Annotated in this window: 15 protein-coding genes; 3 read left to right on the top strand and 12 right to left on the bottom strand. The window is 62.3% G+C overall.

Annotated elements, in window-relative coordinates; translation table 11 throughout:
• Positions 1-5 precede the first annotated feature (5 nt).
• A complete protein-coding gene (locus AC07UR_RS22625) occupies positions 6-1373 on the top strand; it encodes a PleD family two-component system response regulator (RefSeq protein WP_209791262.1) in 1368 nt (455 codons plus the stop codon).
• A 554-nt stretch (positions 1374-1927) separates the two neighbouring features.
• Here the strand turns inward: AC07UR_RS22625 and rpmG are convergent.
• From rpmG to AC07UR_RS22575, 10 genes are all read right to left on the bottom strand, one after another.
• Positions 1928-2095, bottom strand: coding sequence for a 50S ribosomal protein L33 (rpmG, locus tag AC07UR_RS22620; protein WP_007626161.1), 168 nt, complete (start codon positions 2093-2095; stop codon positions 1928-1930).
• A gap of 93 nt (positions 2096-2188) precedes the next feature.
• Positions 2189-3373, bottom strand: a complete 1185-nt coding sequence (locus AC07UR_RS22615) for an MFS transporter (protein WP_209791263.1) — start codon at positions 3371-3373, stop codon at positions 2189-2191.
• Between the two features lie 13 nt (positions 3374-3386).
• Entirely contained in the window at positions 3387-4091 is a 705-nt protein-coding gene (locus AC07UR_RS22610) for an NUDIX hydrolase (protein ID WP_173419696.1), read from the bottom strand.
• A complete protein-coding gene (locus AC07UR_RS22605; protein ID WP_173419697.1) occupies positions 4088-4549 on the bottom strand; it encodes a DUF983 domain-containing protein in 462 nt (153 codons plus the stop codon). Before AC07UR_RS22605 ends, AC07UR_RS22610 begins: the two co-directional genes overlap by 4 nt.
• A 32-nt stretch (positions 4550-4581) precedes the next feature.
• Positions 4582-6951 carry a ribonuclease R gene (gene rnr, locus AC07UR_RS22600; protein WP_209791264.1) on the bottom strand — a complete coding sequence of 790 codons (2370 nt, stop codon included), beginning with the start codon at positions 6949-6951 and terminating at the stop codon, positions 4582-4584.
• A 2-nt stretch (positions 6952-6953) separates the two neighbouring features.
• On the bottom strand, positions 6954-9635 hold the full coding sequence (gene topA, locus AC07UR_RS22595) for a type I DNA topoisomerase (RefSeq protein ID WP_209791265.1): 2682 nt from the start codon (positions 9633-9635) through the stop codon (positions 6954-6956).
• A gap of 266 nt (positions 9636-9901) precedes the next feature.
• Positions 9902-11053, bottom strand: coding sequence for a DNA-processing protein DprA (dprA, locus tag AC07UR_RS22590; protein WP_209791266.1), 1152 nt, complete (start codon positions 11051-11053; stop codon positions 9902-9904).
• Positions 11053-11664, bottom strand: coding sequence for a glycerol-3-phosphate 1-O-acyltransferase PlsY (plsY, locus tag AC07UR_RS22585; protein WP_209791267.1), 612 nt, complete (start codon positions 11662-11664; stop codon positions 11053-11055). The genes dprA and plsY overlap by 1 nt, the downstream gene beginning before the upstream one ends.
• 27 nt (positions 11665-11691) lie before the next feature.
• Positions 11692-12981, bottom strand: a complete 1290-nt coding sequence (locus tag AC07UR_RS22580; protein WP_494700203.1) for a dihydroorotase — start codon at positions 12979-12981, stop codon at positions 11692-11694.
• Complete coding sequence (locus AC07UR_RS22575) at positions 12978-13919, bottom strand: aspartate carbamoyltransferase catalytic subunit (RefSeq protein WP_173419703.1); 942 nt, start codon at positions 13917-13919, stop codon at positions 12978-12980. Before AC07UR_RS22575 ends, AC07UR_RS22580 begins: the two co-directional genes overlap by 4 nt.
• A gap of 157 nt (positions 13920-14076) precedes the next feature.
• Here AC07UR_RS22575 and AC07UR_RS22570 point away from each other — a divergent pair, with 157 nt between their 5' ends.
• Complete coding sequence (locus AC07UR_RS22570) at positions 14077-15729, top strand: acyl-CoA dehydrogenase family protein (RefSeq protein ID WP_173419704.1); 1653 nt, start codon at positions 14077-14079, stop codon at positions 15727-15729.
• Here AC07UR_RS22570 and AC07UR_RS22565 read toward each other — a convergent pair.
• Positions 15711-16646: an AEC family transporter gene (locus tag AC07UR_RS22565; RefSeq protein WP_209791269.1), complete on the bottom strand. Its 936-nt coding sequence runs from the start codon at positions 16644-16646 to the stop codon at positions 15711-15713. The genes AC07UR_RS22570 and AC07UR_RS22565 overlap by 19 nt on opposite strands.
• Positions 16647-17026: 380 nt before the next feature.
• Here AC07UR_RS22565 and AC07UR_RS22560 point away from each other — a divergent pair, with 380 nt between their 5' ends.
• Positions 17027-17365, top strand: a complete 339-nt coding sequence (locus AC07UR_RS22560) for a DUF6105 family protein (protein WP_173419706.1) — start codon at positions 17027-17029, stop codon at positions 17363-17365.
• On the opposite strand, the gene ruvX is transcribed toward AC07UR_RS22560, so the two are convergent.
• Complete coding sequence (gene ruvX / locus AC07UR_RS22555; protein WP_173419707.1) at positions 17308-17796, bottom strand: Holliday junction resolvase RuvX; 489 nt, start codon at positions 17794-17796, stop codon at positions 17308-17310. The two genes, AC07UR_RS22560 and ruvX, sit on opposite strands and share 58 nt — an antisense overlap.
• Positions 17797-17871: the final 75 nt, after the last annotated feature.

The raw sequence follows: 17871 nt of genomic DNA, 5'->3' as shown, positions 1-17871 counted from the left end.
TTGATATGACTGCGCGCATTCTTGTTGTCGATGACGTGCCTGCCAACGTTAAGCTTCTCGAAGCACGTCTGCTTGCGGAATATTTCGATGTGCTGACTGCCGGCGATGGTCATACGGCGCTGTCGCTCTGCGAGACGACGCCGGTCGACCTGGTGCTGCTCGACATCATGATGCCTGGCATCGACGGTTTCGAAGTCTGCGAGCGTCTGAAGGCCAATCCGCGTACAGCCCATATTCCCGTCGTCATGGTGACGGCGCTCGACCAGCCTTCCGACCGGGTTCGCGGATTGAAGGCCGGTGCCGACGATTTTCTCACCAAGCCGGTCAACGATCTGCAGTTGATGTCGCGGGTCAAGAGCCTCGTCCGCCTGAAGAACGTCAGCGATGAACTGCGGCTGCGGGCCCAGACGGCGCAGACCATCGGCCTGCAGGAACTGGCGCGCCAGGATCGCCCGGACGAGCCGGGCAATATCCTCCTGGTCGATGGCCGCGGGTCCTCTCAGGAGCGGCTGCAGCGTGCGCTAACGCCGATTGCGGAGGTCTCCGTTATCTCCGATCCGCAGGCGGCTTTGTTCGAAGCCGCCGAGAACAATTTCGACCTCGTCATCGTCAATGCCAACTTCGACGACTACGACCCCCTGCGGTTGTGCTCGCAGCTGCGGTCTCTGGAGCGCACGCGCTTCATCCCGATCCTGCTGATCACCGAGCAGGGCAATGACGAAATGATCGTGCGGGCGCTCGATCTGGGCATTACCGACTACATCATCCGACCGGTCGATCCCAATGAACTCGTTGCCCGCTCGCTGACGCAGATCAGGCGCAAGCATTGCAACGACATGCTGAGAAAGAGTGTGCAGCAGACGATCGAACTGGCGGTCACCGATGGCCTCACCGGTCTGCACAATCGCCGTTACCTCGACAATCATCTGAAGCTGCTGCTCGATCGTGCTGCAGCGCGCGGACGCCCGCTGTCGATCTGCATGACCGACATCGACCGGTTCAAGCAGGTCAACGACACCTACGGACATGATGTCGGCGACGAGGTGCTGCGTGAGTTTGCCGGCCGCATCCGCGCGACGGTGCGCGGCGCAGATCTCGCCTGCCGCTTCGGCGGCGAAGAGTTCGTTGTCGTGATGCCCGACACGTCGCCTGAGATGGCAGCGACAGTTGCCGAACGGCTACGGCATATCATCGAGAGCCAGCCGTTCTCGATACCGCATGCGGACGGCGCACTGGTCATCACTGCTTCCATGGGTATTGCCGGTCTCAAGCTGGAAGGTGACACGACGGAAGCTCTGTTGAAGCGCGCAGATACGGCTCTCTATCAGGCGAAGAACGAAGGCCGTAACCGCGTGGTGGCAGCTGCAGCCTGAAGGCCGGAATCCACCGGCGACGTCATCCGCTGCCGGCGTGATGAAATTCCGGATCCCTCTTGCGATATGCCTTTAAAGTTGTATTCTTCGCCGCGCCGATGCTACCAAGGCGGTTGGTGGCGGCGGCGGCCGTGCATCTACCTGTATCAGGACGGTACGGAATTAACCATGCGCCGAGCAACACCGCTCCGCGCATTAAGAATTCGTTGATTTTTTTCTATTTTCAGGTGATGCTGATAAACGAGGGGGCATCGCTTCCGGCAGTTTCGGTTACCCCATGATGCTCAGGTCCGCCGCATCTCCTGGGTCGTGGGGTCGGTCGGTTGGCTTTTGACACCTGCGGAATCCTCGTGCCGCGGTTAGAAGCCAGCCGACCCCCATTCAAAGCGCCGTTCCGTAAGGGGCGGCGCTTTTCGATTCGTGCCGCTGTGTTCTTGTCATTCGGGAGAGACGAAGGGGGAGGCGGGAGGCCGCTGGCTGCTTCCGGGTGCACCAACGGAAAGGGGCGCCAAACCTTGCGGTTGGCGCCCCTTGATCCCACGAAACGTCAGATCTTACTTGATCTTGGTTTCCTTGAATTCGACGTGCTTACGCGCGACCGGATCATACTTGGTCTTGGTCATCTTGTCCGTCATCGTACGGCTGTTCTTGGTCGTGACGTAGAAGAAACCCGTGTCGGCTGTCGACAGCAACTTGATCTTGATGGTGGTGGCTTTTGCCATGGTCGTCCTGCCTTTATGAAATTGAACGCCGTGGAAAACCGGTTGCGGGCCACGGGCAAGGTTGGCGCGAAACTACAAATCGCGGCTGAAAAGTCAAGGCCGTTTTGGATTCAAAACGATCCTTACAACCGAAAGCGCGACGTAAAGACCGAAAAACCCGGCAATCGCCCAGGCAAATCCGTTGTTGCCAGCCACATCCATCGACGCGCCGATGACCTGCGGCCCGGCGACAGTGCCGACCGCATAGGAGAAGACGAACGCTGCGTTGGCGGCGGCAAGGTCGGAGCCTTGCAGGCGCGAGCCGAGATGGCTGAGGCCGACCGTATAGAGGCCGGAGACGCAGCCACCCCAGAACAATAGCACGACTGCCATCAGGAACCAGCTTTCCACCAGCATCGGCAGACAAAGGGCGCCGATGAGACCGATGACGGTCATGGCGGACAGCAATGTGCGCTTGTCCTTGATCTTATCTGACAACATGCCGAGCGGAATCTGGAAGATGAAATTGCCGACGCCCATCACGGTCAGCAGCAACGCCGCCTGTGATTCGGTGAACCCCGATCGTGTCCCGTAGACCGTAAAGAGCGACAACCCACCCGATTCGACTGCGCCGAAGATGAAGACGGCGGCCGTGGCCGTCGGCACCAGGAAAATATAGCGCATGAAGTGACGGTCTGGCTTTTCGTCGATCACCGGGCTCTCGTCCCGTGCGATGAAGATCGGCACGGCGGCGAGCAGAATGACGCCCGCACCGACCACGAAAGGCAAGACACCCTCACTGCCGAGGATCGAGAAGAGCAGCGGCCCGCTCAGGAAGCCGAGGGATAGAACCGTGCCGTAGATGCCGAGCACGAAGCCCCGTTTCGCTGGCGGCGCGGTAGCGTTGATCCAGAACTCGGAGAGGATGAAGAGGACTGTGATGGCGCCGTGGAAGACGACGCGCAGCGGAAACCAGAGCCAGAAGTTGGTAATGTAGTAGAAGCCGAACGCGCTGATTGCGGCAAGCAGGACGGCCCAGAGCATCGTCGGCGCAACACCGTGACGATGGGCGAACTTGGTCGTGAAGGACGCTGCGACCATGGATGCCACGCCGGCCATCGCCGAATTGAGACCAATCAGCGTCGATGAGATGCCGCGCTTCTCCATGATGCTCGAAAGCAGCGGCAGGCCAAGGCCGATTGCAATACCGACGGCGCTGATGGCGGAGACTGCCGCGATCAGCGACGGCCAGTGAATTTCGTCAACCGGTGCTGGGCACCCGGGCGTCGGCTGTGACATGCGACTGTGGTCCTTAGAGAAGCGTGCGGATGAACCGCCCACGGCGCGTGAAATAGAAAGGCACGGAGCGCCCATAGGGGAGCGATGGGTCCGCTTCAAGGCCGCTACGCAAATCCGAAAGGATGATGGCGGTTATCTCCGGTATCCGGAGCGAGGGGAGGTCGTTGACATCGATCCACTGCAAATCCTGGAGCTCCCGGCTTTCCAGAACCCGCGATGTATCGACCTTGGCTTCGTCCGCGAAAATCGCGAAGAAGCGCGTATCGAACCGCCTCGAGTGTCCCGGAGGAGTAATAGCCCGAGCCATATAGCGCAAGTTTGCGAGATCTGGAAGAAAGGGCAGCGGCGCTTCCGTCTCGGCAAGGGGCTGGCCCAGGGGGACGCCCGCCTCCTCGTAGAGTTCTCGCAGCGCCGCCAGCGCGAGCGCTCTGGCGCGTGCGTCGCTGACCGGCTGGCCCTCGACGCATTTCAGCGCCTGCAGAACAGCGGGATTGAGGTCCGTGGAAAAAGCAAGACGGTGGTCCGTCGGGTCCCTGCGCCCGCCGGGAAAGACGTAGAGGTCGGGCATGAAGACATGCGCACTGCTGCGCCGGCCCATCAGCACGCGCACGCCGCCGCCGGTGCGGTCAAGCAGCATGATCGATGCTGCGTCACGCGGCCTTACGCGCCGCTCAGGGCTGGCGTGAGCAAGGACGACGCTTTCGCGCCCTGACGTCATGCGGAGGGATCTCGTGCAGGCAGTACGTCCTCGGGCGCATCCTCCTGTCCACCGAAGCCATGCATCCTCAGCGCCCATTGCAGGCCGATCACGGCGCCCTTGATCGGCTGCAGCAGTGCCAGCGAACTGATCAGCGTAATCGGTGTCCAGATCGCAAGGTGCTGCCACGTCGTCAAGGGCAGGATCATGTCGGTCATCATATAGCCGGCAAGCACCAGATGGCCGACGATGGTGACGACGATATAGGGCGGAAAGTCGTCGGCGCGCTGGTGATCCATGCGCTCGCCGCAGGCGGCGCAGGCATCGACTGATTTGACGTAGCTGCGGAAGAGCTTGCCACTGCCGCAGGCCGGGCAGGTGCCGAGAAATCCGCGCCGCATCGACCGGCCGACGGGACGTTCCTCAGTGGCGTCGCCCCCGAGATGAAGCGTTTCCTTGTCCGTTGCCGTCATCTGCATTCTCTCCTTGTCGAAGCCGCTTGGCGTGTAGCCTAGCGCTTGCCGCGTGGCGGTCGGGTTCCCGGCGTCTTGCGCGGGCCCGAGCGATCACGACGCCCCGACTTGTGGAAGGAGCGCGTGGCGGTCGGCATCTTACGCCCTTCGCTGATCATCTCGAAGCGAAGCGCGCCGGCAAGCGGCACGGCTTCGACCAGTTTGACCTGCACCTGATCGCCGAGACGGAAGCCGAGGCCGGTCTTTTCACCGGAAAGGGCCTGATGTGCCTCATCATAGATGAAGTAGTCTCGACCGAGCGTGGATATAGGCACGAAGCCGTTGGCGCCATAGGCCGGCAGGGTGACAAAAAGTCCCGCTTTGGTGACGCCGGCAACGCGGCCTTCGAATTCCTCGCCGATGCGGCCGTTCAGGTGATGGGCGATCAACCGGTCGACGGTGTCGCGCTCGGCGGCCATGGCCCGGCGCTCGAAGGTGGAGATTTCTGCGGCGATATCGTCGAGAACGGCTTCTTCCTGCGGCGTCAGCCCGCCTTCGCCAAGCCCGAGCGAGGCGACCAGCGCCCGGTGGACGATCAGATCGGCGTAGCGCCGGATCGGCGAGGTGAAGTGCGCATACTTCAAGAGGTTGAGGCCGAAATGGCCGATATTCTCGGGGCTGTAGATTGCCTGGCTCTGGGAGCGCAGCACCATCTCGTTGACCATGGTTTCGAACGGCTTGCCTTCGGCCTTCGACAGGATGCCGTTGAAGTGGTTGGAGCGCATGTTGCCGCCCTTGACCAGCGCGATGTCGAGCGTAGCGAGGAACTCGCGCAGGCTCTCCTGCTTGGCCAGCGACGGCTGGTCGTGCACCCGGTAGATCAGCACCTGACGCTTCTGCTCGAGCGTCTCTGCGGCAGCGACGTTCGCCTGGATCATCATTTCTTCGATCAGCTTGTGCGCGTCGAGGCGATCGGGCACGAAAACGCGATCGACGGTGCCGTCCGGCTTCAGGATGATCTTGCGCTCGGGCATGTTCAGCTCGAGCGGCTGGCGGCGGTCGCGGCCACGGGTGAGGATGCGATATCCCTCCCAGAGCGGCTTCAGGATCGTGTCGAGGATCGGCCCGGTCTTGTCGTCGGGATTGCCGTCGATGGCGGCCTGTGCCTGCTGGTAGGAGAGCTTGGCAGCACTTCTCATCATGATGCGATGGAAGGTGTGGCCGGCCTTGCGGCCTTCCTTGGAAAAGCGCATGCGCACGGCGAGCGCCGGCCGGTCGACGCCTTCCTTGAGCGAGCAGAGGTCGTTGGATATCCGCTCGGGCAGCATGGGCACGACGCGATCGGGGAAATACACCGAGTTGCCGCGCTTCAGCGCTTCGAGGTCGAGCGCGGATTTCGGCCGGACATACCACGAGACGTCGGCAATCGCGACGGTGACGATCACGCCACCCGGATTGTCCTCCGACGGGTCCGGCTCCGCGTAGACAGCGTCGTCATGGTCCTTCGCATCGGCCGGATCAATGGTGATCAGCGGCAGGGAACGCCAGTCTTCACGGTGGGCCATGGTGGCTGGGCCGGCGTCTGCCGCTTCCTGAAGCACGCGCTCCGGAAAAATGTGCGGTATGCCGTGGGCATAGATGGCGATCATCGAGATCGCCTTTTCCGAGGCGACCGAACCGACGACATTTTGAACCTGGGCGCGCGGCAGGCCGTAGCGCCCGAGACGCGTCAGCTGGACCTCGATGAGGTCGCCATCCTTGGCGTCGCCGACAAAGTCCGGATCAACAAGTATTTCTTCGCCGCGTTTCTCGATCGGCATCAGCCGCCCGCCACCGCCGGGTGTCGCACGGAAGACGCCGAGAACGGCGTCCTTGCGCTTGTCGAGCACCTTGATGATGCGTGCGGTATAGGCAGGGCCGCCGCGGTCCTTGGCCGGGAAGATCTTGGCAAGCACACGGTCGCCGAGCCCGCCGACCGGCGTCTTGCCCTTGTCTCTGCCGACCGACGACTGCTTGATCAACACCGCCGGTGCGACACCGTCATCATCAAGCCATTCGGCCGGGCGACCGATCAGTTCGCCATCGACGTCGCGCATGGTGATATCGAGCACGGTCACCGGGGGAAGGGCGCCTGGGCGCACGAGCGATTTGCGCTTCTTTTCGACCAGTCCGTCTGCTTCGAGCGAACGCAGCAAGGCCTTGAGTTCGATGCGCGTGTCGCCCTTGAGGCCGAAGGCCTTGGCGATTTCCCGCTTGGAGGCGCGATCCGGATTTTCGGCGATGAAGCGCATCAGCACGTCGCGCGGGGGAACCGCACCGTGGATGATGGAGGTTTTCTCCGGTGCCGCGGCGGCCTTTGCCGCGCGGCCCTCTTTCCTGCCGGAGCCTTTTCCGGATCTTTGGGTCGGGTCGCGCGGTATTCTGGTCAAGATCAGTCCTTCTTGGCCTTCGCGGCCGTCTTTGGTTTTGCTTTGGCGGGCGCCTTGGCCTTCGTCGTCTTCTTGGCCGCACCGTCCGTCGCAGCCTTCGAAGACTTCGTCGCCGTTGTCTTGGCTTTTGCCTTCGTCGTCTTGCCCTTGCCGGTGCCGCTCTTGGCGGCACGCTCGGCAATGAGCGCCAGCGCCTCTTCCACCGTCACCGACTGCGGGTCCTTGCCCTGCGGTAGGGTCGCATTGACCTTGCCCCAGTTGACATAGGGGCCGTAGCGTCCGTCACGCACCGTGATCGCGCCGCCTTCTGCGTGCTCGCCCAGTTCCTTCAGTGCCACAGCCGCGGCACGTCCGCGACCGGCGCCGGCCTTGGATTGCTTGTCGGCAATGACGGAGACGGCGCGGTTGAGACCGATCGAGAACACATCTTCGATCGATTCGACGTTCGCATAGGTGCCGTCATGCAGCACGAAGGGTCCGTAGCGGCCAAGACCGGACGAGATCATCTTGCCGGTTTCCGGGTGCGGGCCGATATCGCGCGGAAGCGAAAGCAGGGCGACGGCCTTCTCGTGGTCGATCGTGGACGGCGTCCAGCCCTTGGGCAGGCTCGAGCGCTTGGCTTCCTTGCCGTCGCCGCGCTGGACATAGGGGCCGAAGCGGCCGCTGCGCAGCGTGATTTCCTCGCCGGTGTGCGGATCCTTGCCCAGCGCCTGCGGTTCGTTCGAGACCGAAGCCTCGGCGTCGCTGTTGCCGTCGGAGGAAAGCTGGCGGGTGAAGTTGCACTCTGGATAGTTCGAGCAGCCGACGAAGGCGCCGTACTTGCCGAGCTTCAGCGACAGCTTGCCGGTGCCGCAAACCTGGCAGATGCGCGGGTCGCTGCCATCTTCGCGCTTGGGGAAAACAAGCGGTGCCAACTCCTCGTTCAGCGCGTCGAGCACGTTGGTAACGCGCAGTTCCTTCGTTTCCTCGATCTGCGCGAAGAAGTCCTTCCAGAAGTCGCGAAGAACGTCCTTCCAGTTGACCTCGCCGGCCGAGACCTGGTCGAGCTTCTCTTCCAGCGACGCGGTGAAGTCGTAGCCGACATAGCGCGTGAAGAAGCTTTCGAGAAACGCAGTGACGAGCCGACCCTTGGCCTGCGGCACGAGCTTGCGCTTGTCGTTGCTGATGTAGTCGCGATCGAGAAGCGTGGTTACCGTTGCGGCATAGGTGGAAGGACGGCCGATGCCGAGCTCTTCCATCTTCTTGATCAGCGTTGCTTCCGAGTAGCGCGGCGGCGGCTCGGTGAAATGCTGCGAAGCGTTGATCTTCTGCTTGGCCAGGCTTTCGCGGGCATTGATCTCCGGCAGGCGGCCGTCTTCGTCGCCGTCGTCGGTCTGTTCGCCGTCTTCCTTGGCGTCGGTATAGGCGGCAATGAAGCCGTCGAAGCGAATGACCGAGCCGGTTGCACGCAGGCCGGCCTTGTTGCCGGCGTTGTCGGCAGTGATCTCGGCGGTCGTGCGTTCGATCTCGGCAGACGCCATCTGGCTGGCGATGCCGCGCTTCCAGACGAGGTCGTAGAGCATCAGCATGTCGCCGTCGAGGAAGCGGCGGACCTGATCCGGCGTCCGGTTGAAGTCGGTCGGACGAATGGCTTCGTGGGCTTCCTGGGCGTTTTTCGCCTTGGTGGAATAGATGCGCGGCTTTTCCGGCAGGTAGCGGTTGCCGAACTGGCTGCCGATCGCCTCGCGGGCGGCCTCGATCGATTCCGGCGCCATCTGCACGCCGTCGGTACGCATATAGGTAATGAGACCGACGGTTTCGCCGCCGATATCAACGCCTTCATAGAGCTTCTGCGCGACCTGCATGGTGCGCGATGCCGAGAAGCCGAGCTTCGACGAGGCGGCCTGCTGCAGGGTCGATGTGGTGAACGGCGGCGAGGGGTTTCGCTTGACCGGCTTTGCCTCGATGCTGTCGACGACATAGGTCGCACCGTCGAGCAGGGTCTTCAGCCGGTTTGCTTCCTCGCCGTTGCCGACCGCGCGCGGCGCCAGACGCTTGCCATCTGCCGAAACGAGGCGTGCCTCGAACTCATCGCCACGCGGCGTCTTCAGAAGCGCCGACAGGTTCCAGTATTCTTCGGAGATGAATCGTTCGATTTCCGATTCGCGGTCGCAGACCAGCCGCAGCGTCACCGATTGGACGCGGCCCGCAGACCGAGCGCCCGGCAGCTTGCGCCACAGCACCGGTGACAGGTTGAAGCCGACGAGATAGTCGAGAGCGCGCCGTGCCAGATAGGCATCGACGAGGGGAATGTCGAGTTCGCGCGGATGGGCAATCGCGTCGAGCACGGCCTTCTTGGTAATGGCGTTGAACGCCACCCGTTTGACCGGCTTGTCGCCCAGCACCTTCTTCTTGCGCAGCAGATCGAGCACATGCCAGGAAATCGCTTCACCTTCGCGATCCGGGTCGGTCGCAAGAATGAGGCCGTCCGATTCCTTCACGGCATCGGCAATATCCTTCATGCGTTTGGCCGATGCAGCATCGACCTCCCAGGACATCTCAAAATCTTCGTCGGGACGGACCGAGCCATCCTTGGCAGGCAGGTCCCGCACATGGCCGAACGATGCAAGAACCTTGTAGCCGGGGCCGAGGTACTTGTTGATCGTCTTTGCCTTTGAAGGCGATTCCACCACTACAACATTCATAGTCATTTTTCTGAGACAACCGGGTTTGGTCCTGCGTCAGCGCTGTTTGCACCGAGCGTCGCCGAATATCGATGCCCCGAAATGGACAGGGATTCGAGCGCGGTCAAGAGGTTTCATTCAAAATAGGGGTTGGGCGGCGATATGCATCCACAGAGAGAATATATAATTTTGTCTCTCTTTGGTTGAGTTGCTCGTGTTTTCTTCGTATCTGCGAATGTGCTTTCGTGGCATCGGTTGCCGACATGATCGTGCGCGCGCATGAAGTTTTATTGCTCGATGTTGAGCGACACGAGCCCCGACGCATGACGGTTGAGACGCCCGGCAAGATCAAGCTCGATCAGCGCCAGGTAGACTTCAGCCGCGGGCAGTCCGGTGTGGCGGATGACGTCGTCGATTTCAACTGGTGTCGGGCCGAGAGCATCAGTGATCGTTGCGCGGTCGCCGTCAGCGAGCCGCGCCGACTGTATTGAATGCATCTCCTGCGCAGGCTCTCCGGCTCCCGTGGGAAAAGGCAAGGTGTGCTGGCTGAGAGGTGCGAGGCCGTCGAGAACATCATCCGATGTGGTCGTGACGATCGCACCCTGCTTGAGAAGGTCGTTGGTGCCGTGGCAACGCGGATCGAGTGGCGATCCGGGCACGGCGAACACCAGACGGCCGAAATCGGCGGCATAGCGAGCCGTGATCAGGGATCCCGAGCGATTGGCTGCCTCGACGATCGCCACGCCGAGGCTGATGCCGGCGATCAGACGGTTGCGCCTTGGAAAATCCCGCGCGCGTGGCTCCCAGCCAAAGGGCATCTCGCTGACAGCCAGACCCTGGCCCGCCATGATGTCGTTGAGCAGCCCGACGTTCTCCGGCGGATACGGCCGGTCGATACCGCCGGCAAGCACCGCAATCGTCCCGCTCTCAAGGCTCGCCCGGTGAGCGGCGGTGTCGATGCCGCGCGCAAGTCCAGACGTGATCACGTAACCGGCGCGTCCGGCATCGCGCGCAATCATCGCTGCAAACTTGGCGCCGCTGGCCGAGGCGTTGCGCGAGCCGACGACGCCGAGGGACGGGCGGAAAGCGGCGTTGAGGTTGCCTTTGACGGCGAGAAGAGGAGGGGCGCCATCGATCTGGCGGAGGGCAAAGGGGTAGTTCGGTTCGCCGATGCCGATGAAGGTTGCGCCGAGGCGGTGGGCGACTTCGAGTTCGCGCTCTGCTTCGGCTGTCGTTGCGACACGGAACGTGCGGGCGCCGGCGCCGCGCCTGGAGAGTTCGGGCAGGGCGTCGAGTGCCCTCTCGGCAGTGCCGAAATGGTTGATGAGATCGCGGAACGTGACAGGGCCGACATTGTCGCTGCGGATGAGCCGCAGCCAGGAGATCTTCTGTCGTTCGGTCAGTGCAACTCCGGTTCGTCGTGCACTGACCTCCAACATTATCCCTTGTCTCCGATCCGGCTCTCGGTGCCTGCAAGCAGCCGCTTGATGTTGGCGCGATGCTTGACCCAGGTAATGAGGGTCATGATCGCAAACAGCAGAGCGACTTTCTCGTGTCCTGTCAGATAGAGTACAACCGGAATGACTGCGGTTGCAACCAGTGCCGAGAGCGAGGAGTAACGGCTGATTTTCGCCATGGCCAGCCAGATCGCTGCGAAGACGAGAACCATCCAGGGCACGAGGCCAAGCAGCACGCCGATATAGGTGGCTACACCCTTGCCGCCCTTGAAGCCCAGCCAGACCGGGTAAAGGTGGCCGAGGAAGGCGGCAAGACCAGCGGCGATGCCGGCTTCGACGCCCCAGAGCGAGGCGATCGCGGCCGCCGCCGTGCCCTTCAGGGCATCAAGCAGAAGCGTTGCCGCGGCGAGTTTCTTGTTGCCGGTGCGCAGAACGTTGGTGGCGCCGATATTGCCCGAGCCGATCTTGCGAACGTCACCGAGGCCGGCCATGCGCGTCAGGATCAGCCCGAAGGGGATCGAGCCGAGCAGATAGCCGAAGGCAAGGCTCAAGGCTGTTGAGGGCAGCCCGAGCTGCCAGGAAAAAAGATCCACCGAAACCTCCCGAGCGACCGCTGTCGCCTATGCCGAATGCACAAGCTTGCCGGCAACATAGGTTTGCACAACCCGTCCGGTAAAGCGCGCATTTTCGAATGGCGTGTTCTTCGACCGCGAAACGATCGCTTCCTTGTAGAGGACCCACGGCTCTTCGAGATCGATCACGGTGATGTCGGCCTTGGCACCGGGCTTCAATGTGCCGGCGTCCAGTCCAAAGATTGTCGCCGGGCGCGTCGACATCGCATCGATGAGCCGCATCAGCGGCACCTGACCGCTGTGGTGCAGGCGCAATGCTGCAGCCAGCATGGTCTCAAGGCCGATCGCGCCGTTTTCGGCATCCGAGAACGGCAGGCGCTTGGTGTCGACATCCTGCGGATCGTGCGAGGAAACGATAATGTCGATGGTGCCGTTGGCAAGGGCGTCCACCATTGCGACGCGATCGTCCTCGCGGCGCAGGGGCGGCGAGAGCTTGAAGAACGTCCGGTACTCGCCGATGTCGTTCTCGTTGAGCGTCAGATGGTTGATCGAGATGCCGCAGGTGACGTTGGCGCCGCGGTTGCGGGAGGTGAGAACGGCGTCGGCCGATTCGGGAACCGAGATCTTGGCGGCGTGGTAGGCCGCCTTGGTCAGGCTGGCGATCCGTAGGTCGCGCTCGAGCGGGATGATTTCCGCCTCGCGCGGCACACCGGCAAGACCGAGCCAGCTTGCAAGCAGCCCCTCGTTCATCACGCCGTTGCCGAGATACTTGTCGCGCGTTTCAAGCGCGATGACAGCGCCGAATTCGCGGGCATAGGTCATCGCACGGCGCAGCATCAACGTGTCGTGGATCGCCCGGCGGCCGTTTGTAAAGCAGACTGCACCCGCTTCGCGCAGCAGTCCGAACTCGGTCATCTCTTCGCCGGCAAGACCCTTGGTCATGGCCGCCGCCGGATAGACATTGACGAGCGCCTTATCGCGCGCCGTCTTCTGCATGAATTCGACCAGCGCGATATCGTCGATGACGGGATCGGTGTCCGGCATCGAAATGAACGAGGTGACACCGCCGACGGCTGCGGCGCGCGATGCAGATTCGATCGTTTCGCGGTGCTCGGCACCCGGTTCGCCGACGAAGACGCGCGCGTCGACGAGGCCGGGAACGGCCGTCAGTCCATCGCAGTCCTTGACGAACGCGCCATCAGGCGTGCCCTGGTTGTGTGCATCCTTGCCTGCGGCGAGGATCCTGCCGTCGTCGCCGACGATGATCGTGCCTGTTTCGTCGAGGTTGCGGGACGGATCGACGATGCGGAGGTTTCTAAGAACGAGCGGTCTGGTCATACGCGCGGCCCCTGGTTCTGCGAAAGAAGAAGTGTTTCCATCACCGCCATGCGCACGGCAACACCCATTTCGACCTGCTGCTCGATGACGCTCTGCGGCCCATCGGCGATTTCCGACGCGATCTCGACGCCCCGGTTCATCGGGCCCGGATGCATGACCAGCGCGTCGTCCTTGGCGGCTTTCAGCTTTTCGGCATCGAGGCCGTAATAGTGGAAGTATTCGCGCACCGAAGGCACGAACGAGCCGGCCATGCGCTCACGCTGCAGGCGCAGCATCATCACCACATCGGCGTCTTTCAGCCCCTCTGCCATCGAGTGGTAGACCTCGACGCCCATGTCGGCGATGCCCGACGGCAGCAGCGTTGCCGGCGCGACGACGCGTACCCGCGCGCCCATCTGGTTGAGAAGAAGGATGTTGGAGCGGGCGACGCGCGAGTGCAAGACGTCGCCGCAGATCGCCACGATGATGCGCGACAGCTTGCCCTTGATGCGACGGATCGTCAGGGCATCAAGCAGCGCCTGCGTCGGGTGCTCGTGCTGGCCGTCGCCGGCATTGACCACCGAGCAGGACACCTTCTGCGCCAGAAGGGCTGCCGCACCGGCTGACGAGTGGCGCACGACCAGAACGTCGGGGTGCATGGCATTCAGCGTCATCGCAGTATCGATGAGCGTTTCGCCCTTCTTTACAGAGGAGTTGCCGACCGACATGTTCATGACGTCGGCGCCTAGCCGCTTGCCGGCGAGTTCGAAGGAGGATTGCGTTCTCGTCGACGCTTCGAAGAAGAGATTGATCTGCGTCAGCCCGCGAAGGGTTGACGTCTTCTTCTCTCGCTGACGGGAGATCTTGACGGCTTCATCGGCACGATCGAGCAGGTGGGTGATGTCCTGCTCCGTAAGACCTTTGATGCCGAGCAGGTGGCGATGCGGGAAAGTGGTCATGGGCCGCCCTTGCGCTCTGGAATGTGGCTCGCTCTATAAGACGTGACCCCCGGCACGGCAAGCGGTGCGCAGGCCCGTCCGCAGAAAACTTGGGTGCGGCATCCTATCTTTCCCCGGCCCCGTTTCGTGGTCGGCAAACTTGCGCTAGAACCGGCCCATGAATCAGATGAACCGGACCGAACAGAAACTCGCCGAGCTGAACCAGCCCAAGCCCTGGTCCGGCATCAATGCCTATCGTTCCGATCCGCTGGTCGTGGACATCACCTCGGGCATGACGAAAGCGCTTCGCGACGAGTTCGATACGCTCGGGCGCTACGTGACTTCGCCCGAGGCGCAGGAACTGGCGCGCATGGCCAATGAAGGCGCGCCGAAGTTGAAGACGCACGGGCCCCGCGGCGAGCGCCTCGACGTCGTCGAGTTCCATCCGGCCTGGCATGCCCTGATGCGGCGATCCATGACCTCGGGCCTGCACGCATCAGCCTGGGAAAACCTGCCCGACGAGCGCAACCAATCGCACAAGACCAGGGCGATCCGCTTCTACCTGACGGCGCAGCTGGAATGCGGCCATCTCTGCCCGCTGACGATGACGAGCGCTTCGCTTGCCGCGATCACCGCATCGCCCGCAGTCCAGAAGGAGTGGGCGCCCAAAATCCTGTCGCGCAAATACGATTCGTCGAACAAGCCGTGGATGCAGAAGTCTGCCGTGACTGTCGGCATGGGCATGACGGAAAAGCAGGGCGGAACCGACGTGCGCGCCAACACCTCGACCGCCGAGCGCGTGGGCGAGGGCATCTACCGCCTCAACGGCCACAAGTGGTTCATGTCGGCGCCGATGAGCGACGCGTTCGTAATGCTGGCACAGACCCGCGACGGCCTCGGCTGCTTCCTCGTCCCGCGACTTCTGGAAGACGGTGCCGCCAACGGCCTGCGCTTCCAGCGGCTGAAAGACAAGCTCGGCAACCGCTCCAACGCATCCGCCGAAGTCGAGTTTTCCGACACGTTCGGTTTCGTGCTCGGCGCGCCCGATGCCGGCATCCGCACCATTCTCGACATGGTGACGCTGACGCGCCTCGATTGCGCTCTGGCGTCTGCCGGCATCATGCGGGCTTCGCTCGCGGAAGCGGTCCATCACACGCGTGGCCGCAAGGTGTTCGGCAAGCCGCTCGTCAGCCAGCCGATGATGACCCGTGTTCTCGCCGACATGGCGCTCGACGTCGCAGCCGCCAGTGCCCTGTCGTTCCGTCTGGCGGATGCCTTCGACAAGGCACACGCCAGCGCCGAAGAGGCAGCCTATGCCCGCATCATGACGCCGGTTGCGAAATACTGGTGCTGCAAGATTGCCCCGGCGCTGATCTACGAGGCGATGGAATGCCTCGGCGGCAACGGCTACGTTGAAGAGCGCGCGTTAGCGCGGCATTATCGCGAGGCACCGGTCAATGCGATCTGGGAAGGCTCCGGCAATGTCATGGCGCTCGACGTCCTGCGCGTGCTGCTCAAGCGCAAGGACCTGTTCGAACAGCTGTTTGCCGTTCTCAGCCGTGACCTTGGGCCTGCCGGCCGCAAGACCATCGATGTGCTGCGCGCGGCGATGTCGCTCTGCGAGCGTGACGAAGGGGCCGCCCGGATGCTGGTCGAGCAACTGGCTCTGGCTGCCGCTGCCGCCGAACTCTATCGGTTGGGCGCCGGTCGCATCGCCGATGCCTTCCTCGAATCGCGTCTCGCTGCCGGTTGGCGGTCGACCTACGGGATGCTCGATTCGCGCTTCGATTCGGCCTACATCCTCGACCTGCTTTACCCGGCCGCGACGTAAGCCGTCACGGACAGAACCAGCGGTATCGTGAAGAAGGAGACGACGGTCTGGACCGTCGCCACCGCCGCATAGAGCTCGGCATCGCCGCCCATCTGCTTTGCGAGCAGATAACCGTTCATTGCCGTGGGCACCGCCGCGCCGAGCGCGATGACGCACAGCGCGTCGCCGCGGATGCCGAGCAGGAAGCTGGCGCCAACCATGAAGACCGGCATGACAATCAGCTTCAGGACGACGGCGAGCAACGCCGACCCGCTCGGCTTCAGAGCATCGGATACGCGCAATCCGGCGCCGACCATCACCAGCCCGAGGCTGAGCGAGGCGCTCGCCAGCATGTCGATGGTCGTCATCACCGGCCCATAGACCTTGATGCCGACCAGGTTGAACACGATCCCGAATACCGATGCGACGATTAACGGATTGGTGACGATCTTGGCAAAGAAACGCCGGAAATCCCGGTTGCCGCCGCCGAACCAAACCAGCACGCCGACGTTGTAGAGATTGATCGGGATGATCACGAGCGTCATCACCAGCGCCGTCAGTGTCAGCCCGATCGGCCCATACAGCTTTTGGGCGATTGCCAATGCCATGAAGCCGTTCCAGCGGGTTGCCGTCTGGAAGACCGAGGTGAAGGAGGCGCCCGAAACCTCTCTGTTGCGAAACAGCGGCCAGAGTAAAAGCACGAAGACCGACATCAGGCTGACGCTGCCGATCGTGGCAATCGCCGTGGCGTCCGCCTTCATGCCGGAAAAATCGGCCTGCGCCAGCGTCGAAAACAACAGGGCGGGGAAGAGGATGTAGTAGCCGAACTGCTCGAGGCCGAGCCACAGATTCTGATCGACCAGCGTCGTGCGTTTCAGCCATGCGCCGAGCAGCACCAGAAGGAAGATGGGAAGGATACTTTCAAAGACGATGATCATGGACGGGCCTGCGCGGGAAGAGGGCCCACCGTTACTGCATAATGTCTGAGACCGGAATCGATTTAAAACGAAATCACGCCGTGAGTTTCAAGTCTTGAGAAGCCATTCCGACCGCAGTCGGGCTGGGCCTGTGAAAATTAACCTTAACAAATGGTTTACATTGCGCGATCGGCGGCGAGCGTGGACAGTGGTTGGGTAACGCAATGAAATCCGGAATGGAGCGGTTCGGTGAGAACTGGTCTTTTGATCATCATGATGATGTTTTTCGCCGGACTGGCGCTCGATATCGTGGTCCCTGCGGTGGTTCTGCTTATCTTGGTATTGGCAGATCGCGCACTCTATCCACTGTTGTATCGGCGCCTATCGGAAAGGGGGGCCGCATGAAGTGGTTTCTGATCCTGTGGGCATGCCCCGTCATGCTTTTGGCCGGCTGGTACGGCCTTTCCTACTACGACATGAGCTTCGGTTTCTTCATGCTGACGCGCCAGACCCATGACCTGGTCTTCCAGGTCTACGGCAACGTGCTTGGCATTCCGCCGGAAAGCATTCCGCCGCTCGTTGCGCGTGCCATCATTGTCGACAGCTTCATCGTTTTCGGCATCATCGCCTACCGCAAGCGCCGTGAGCTTGTCGCCTGGTACCGCCGCCGCTTCGGTGCCGCTCAGTCGCCCGAGGCGCCGTCCCTGGCAAGGGACGCCAGCCTGTCGAGTGCACCCTGAAGAATGAAGGATGCGGCCGCCGAGTCTATGCGCTCGGCCCGCTTCTTGCGTGACACGTCCATCTCGATCAGCACCCGCTCGGCCGCAACTGTCGACAGCCTCTCGTCCCAATAGACGAAGGGTAGGGGCGTTTTCTCCACCATGTTGCGAACAAAGGCGCGGGTCGCCTGACACCGCGGTCCTTCGCTGCCGTCCATGTTGACGGGCAGGCCAATGACGAAGGCTGCGACCCTTTCTTTCTCCGCAACCGAGAGAAGCGTCACCGCATCGATGCCGAACTTGACCCTCTTGATCACCTCGCGCGGCGTCGCGATCCGGCGGCCAAGGTCCGACACCGAGATGCCGATCGTCTTGGTACCGAGATCGAGGCCGGCGATGGCCTGATTGGGCTGCAGCTGGCTCGCAAGCTCTTCGATGGTCAGAATTGTCATTTGGTTTGCCGATTCGATCTTTGCAGGGGTTCGTTTCGTTCCATATAGCTGGATCAACACGCAAATCATCTGGGA

The organism is Ensifer sp. GW821-FHT05G01, assembly GCF_059419585.1.
The sequence above is the reverse complement of the archived record's forward strand: the minus strand, read 5'-3'. Positions and strand labels throughout refer to the sequence as shown.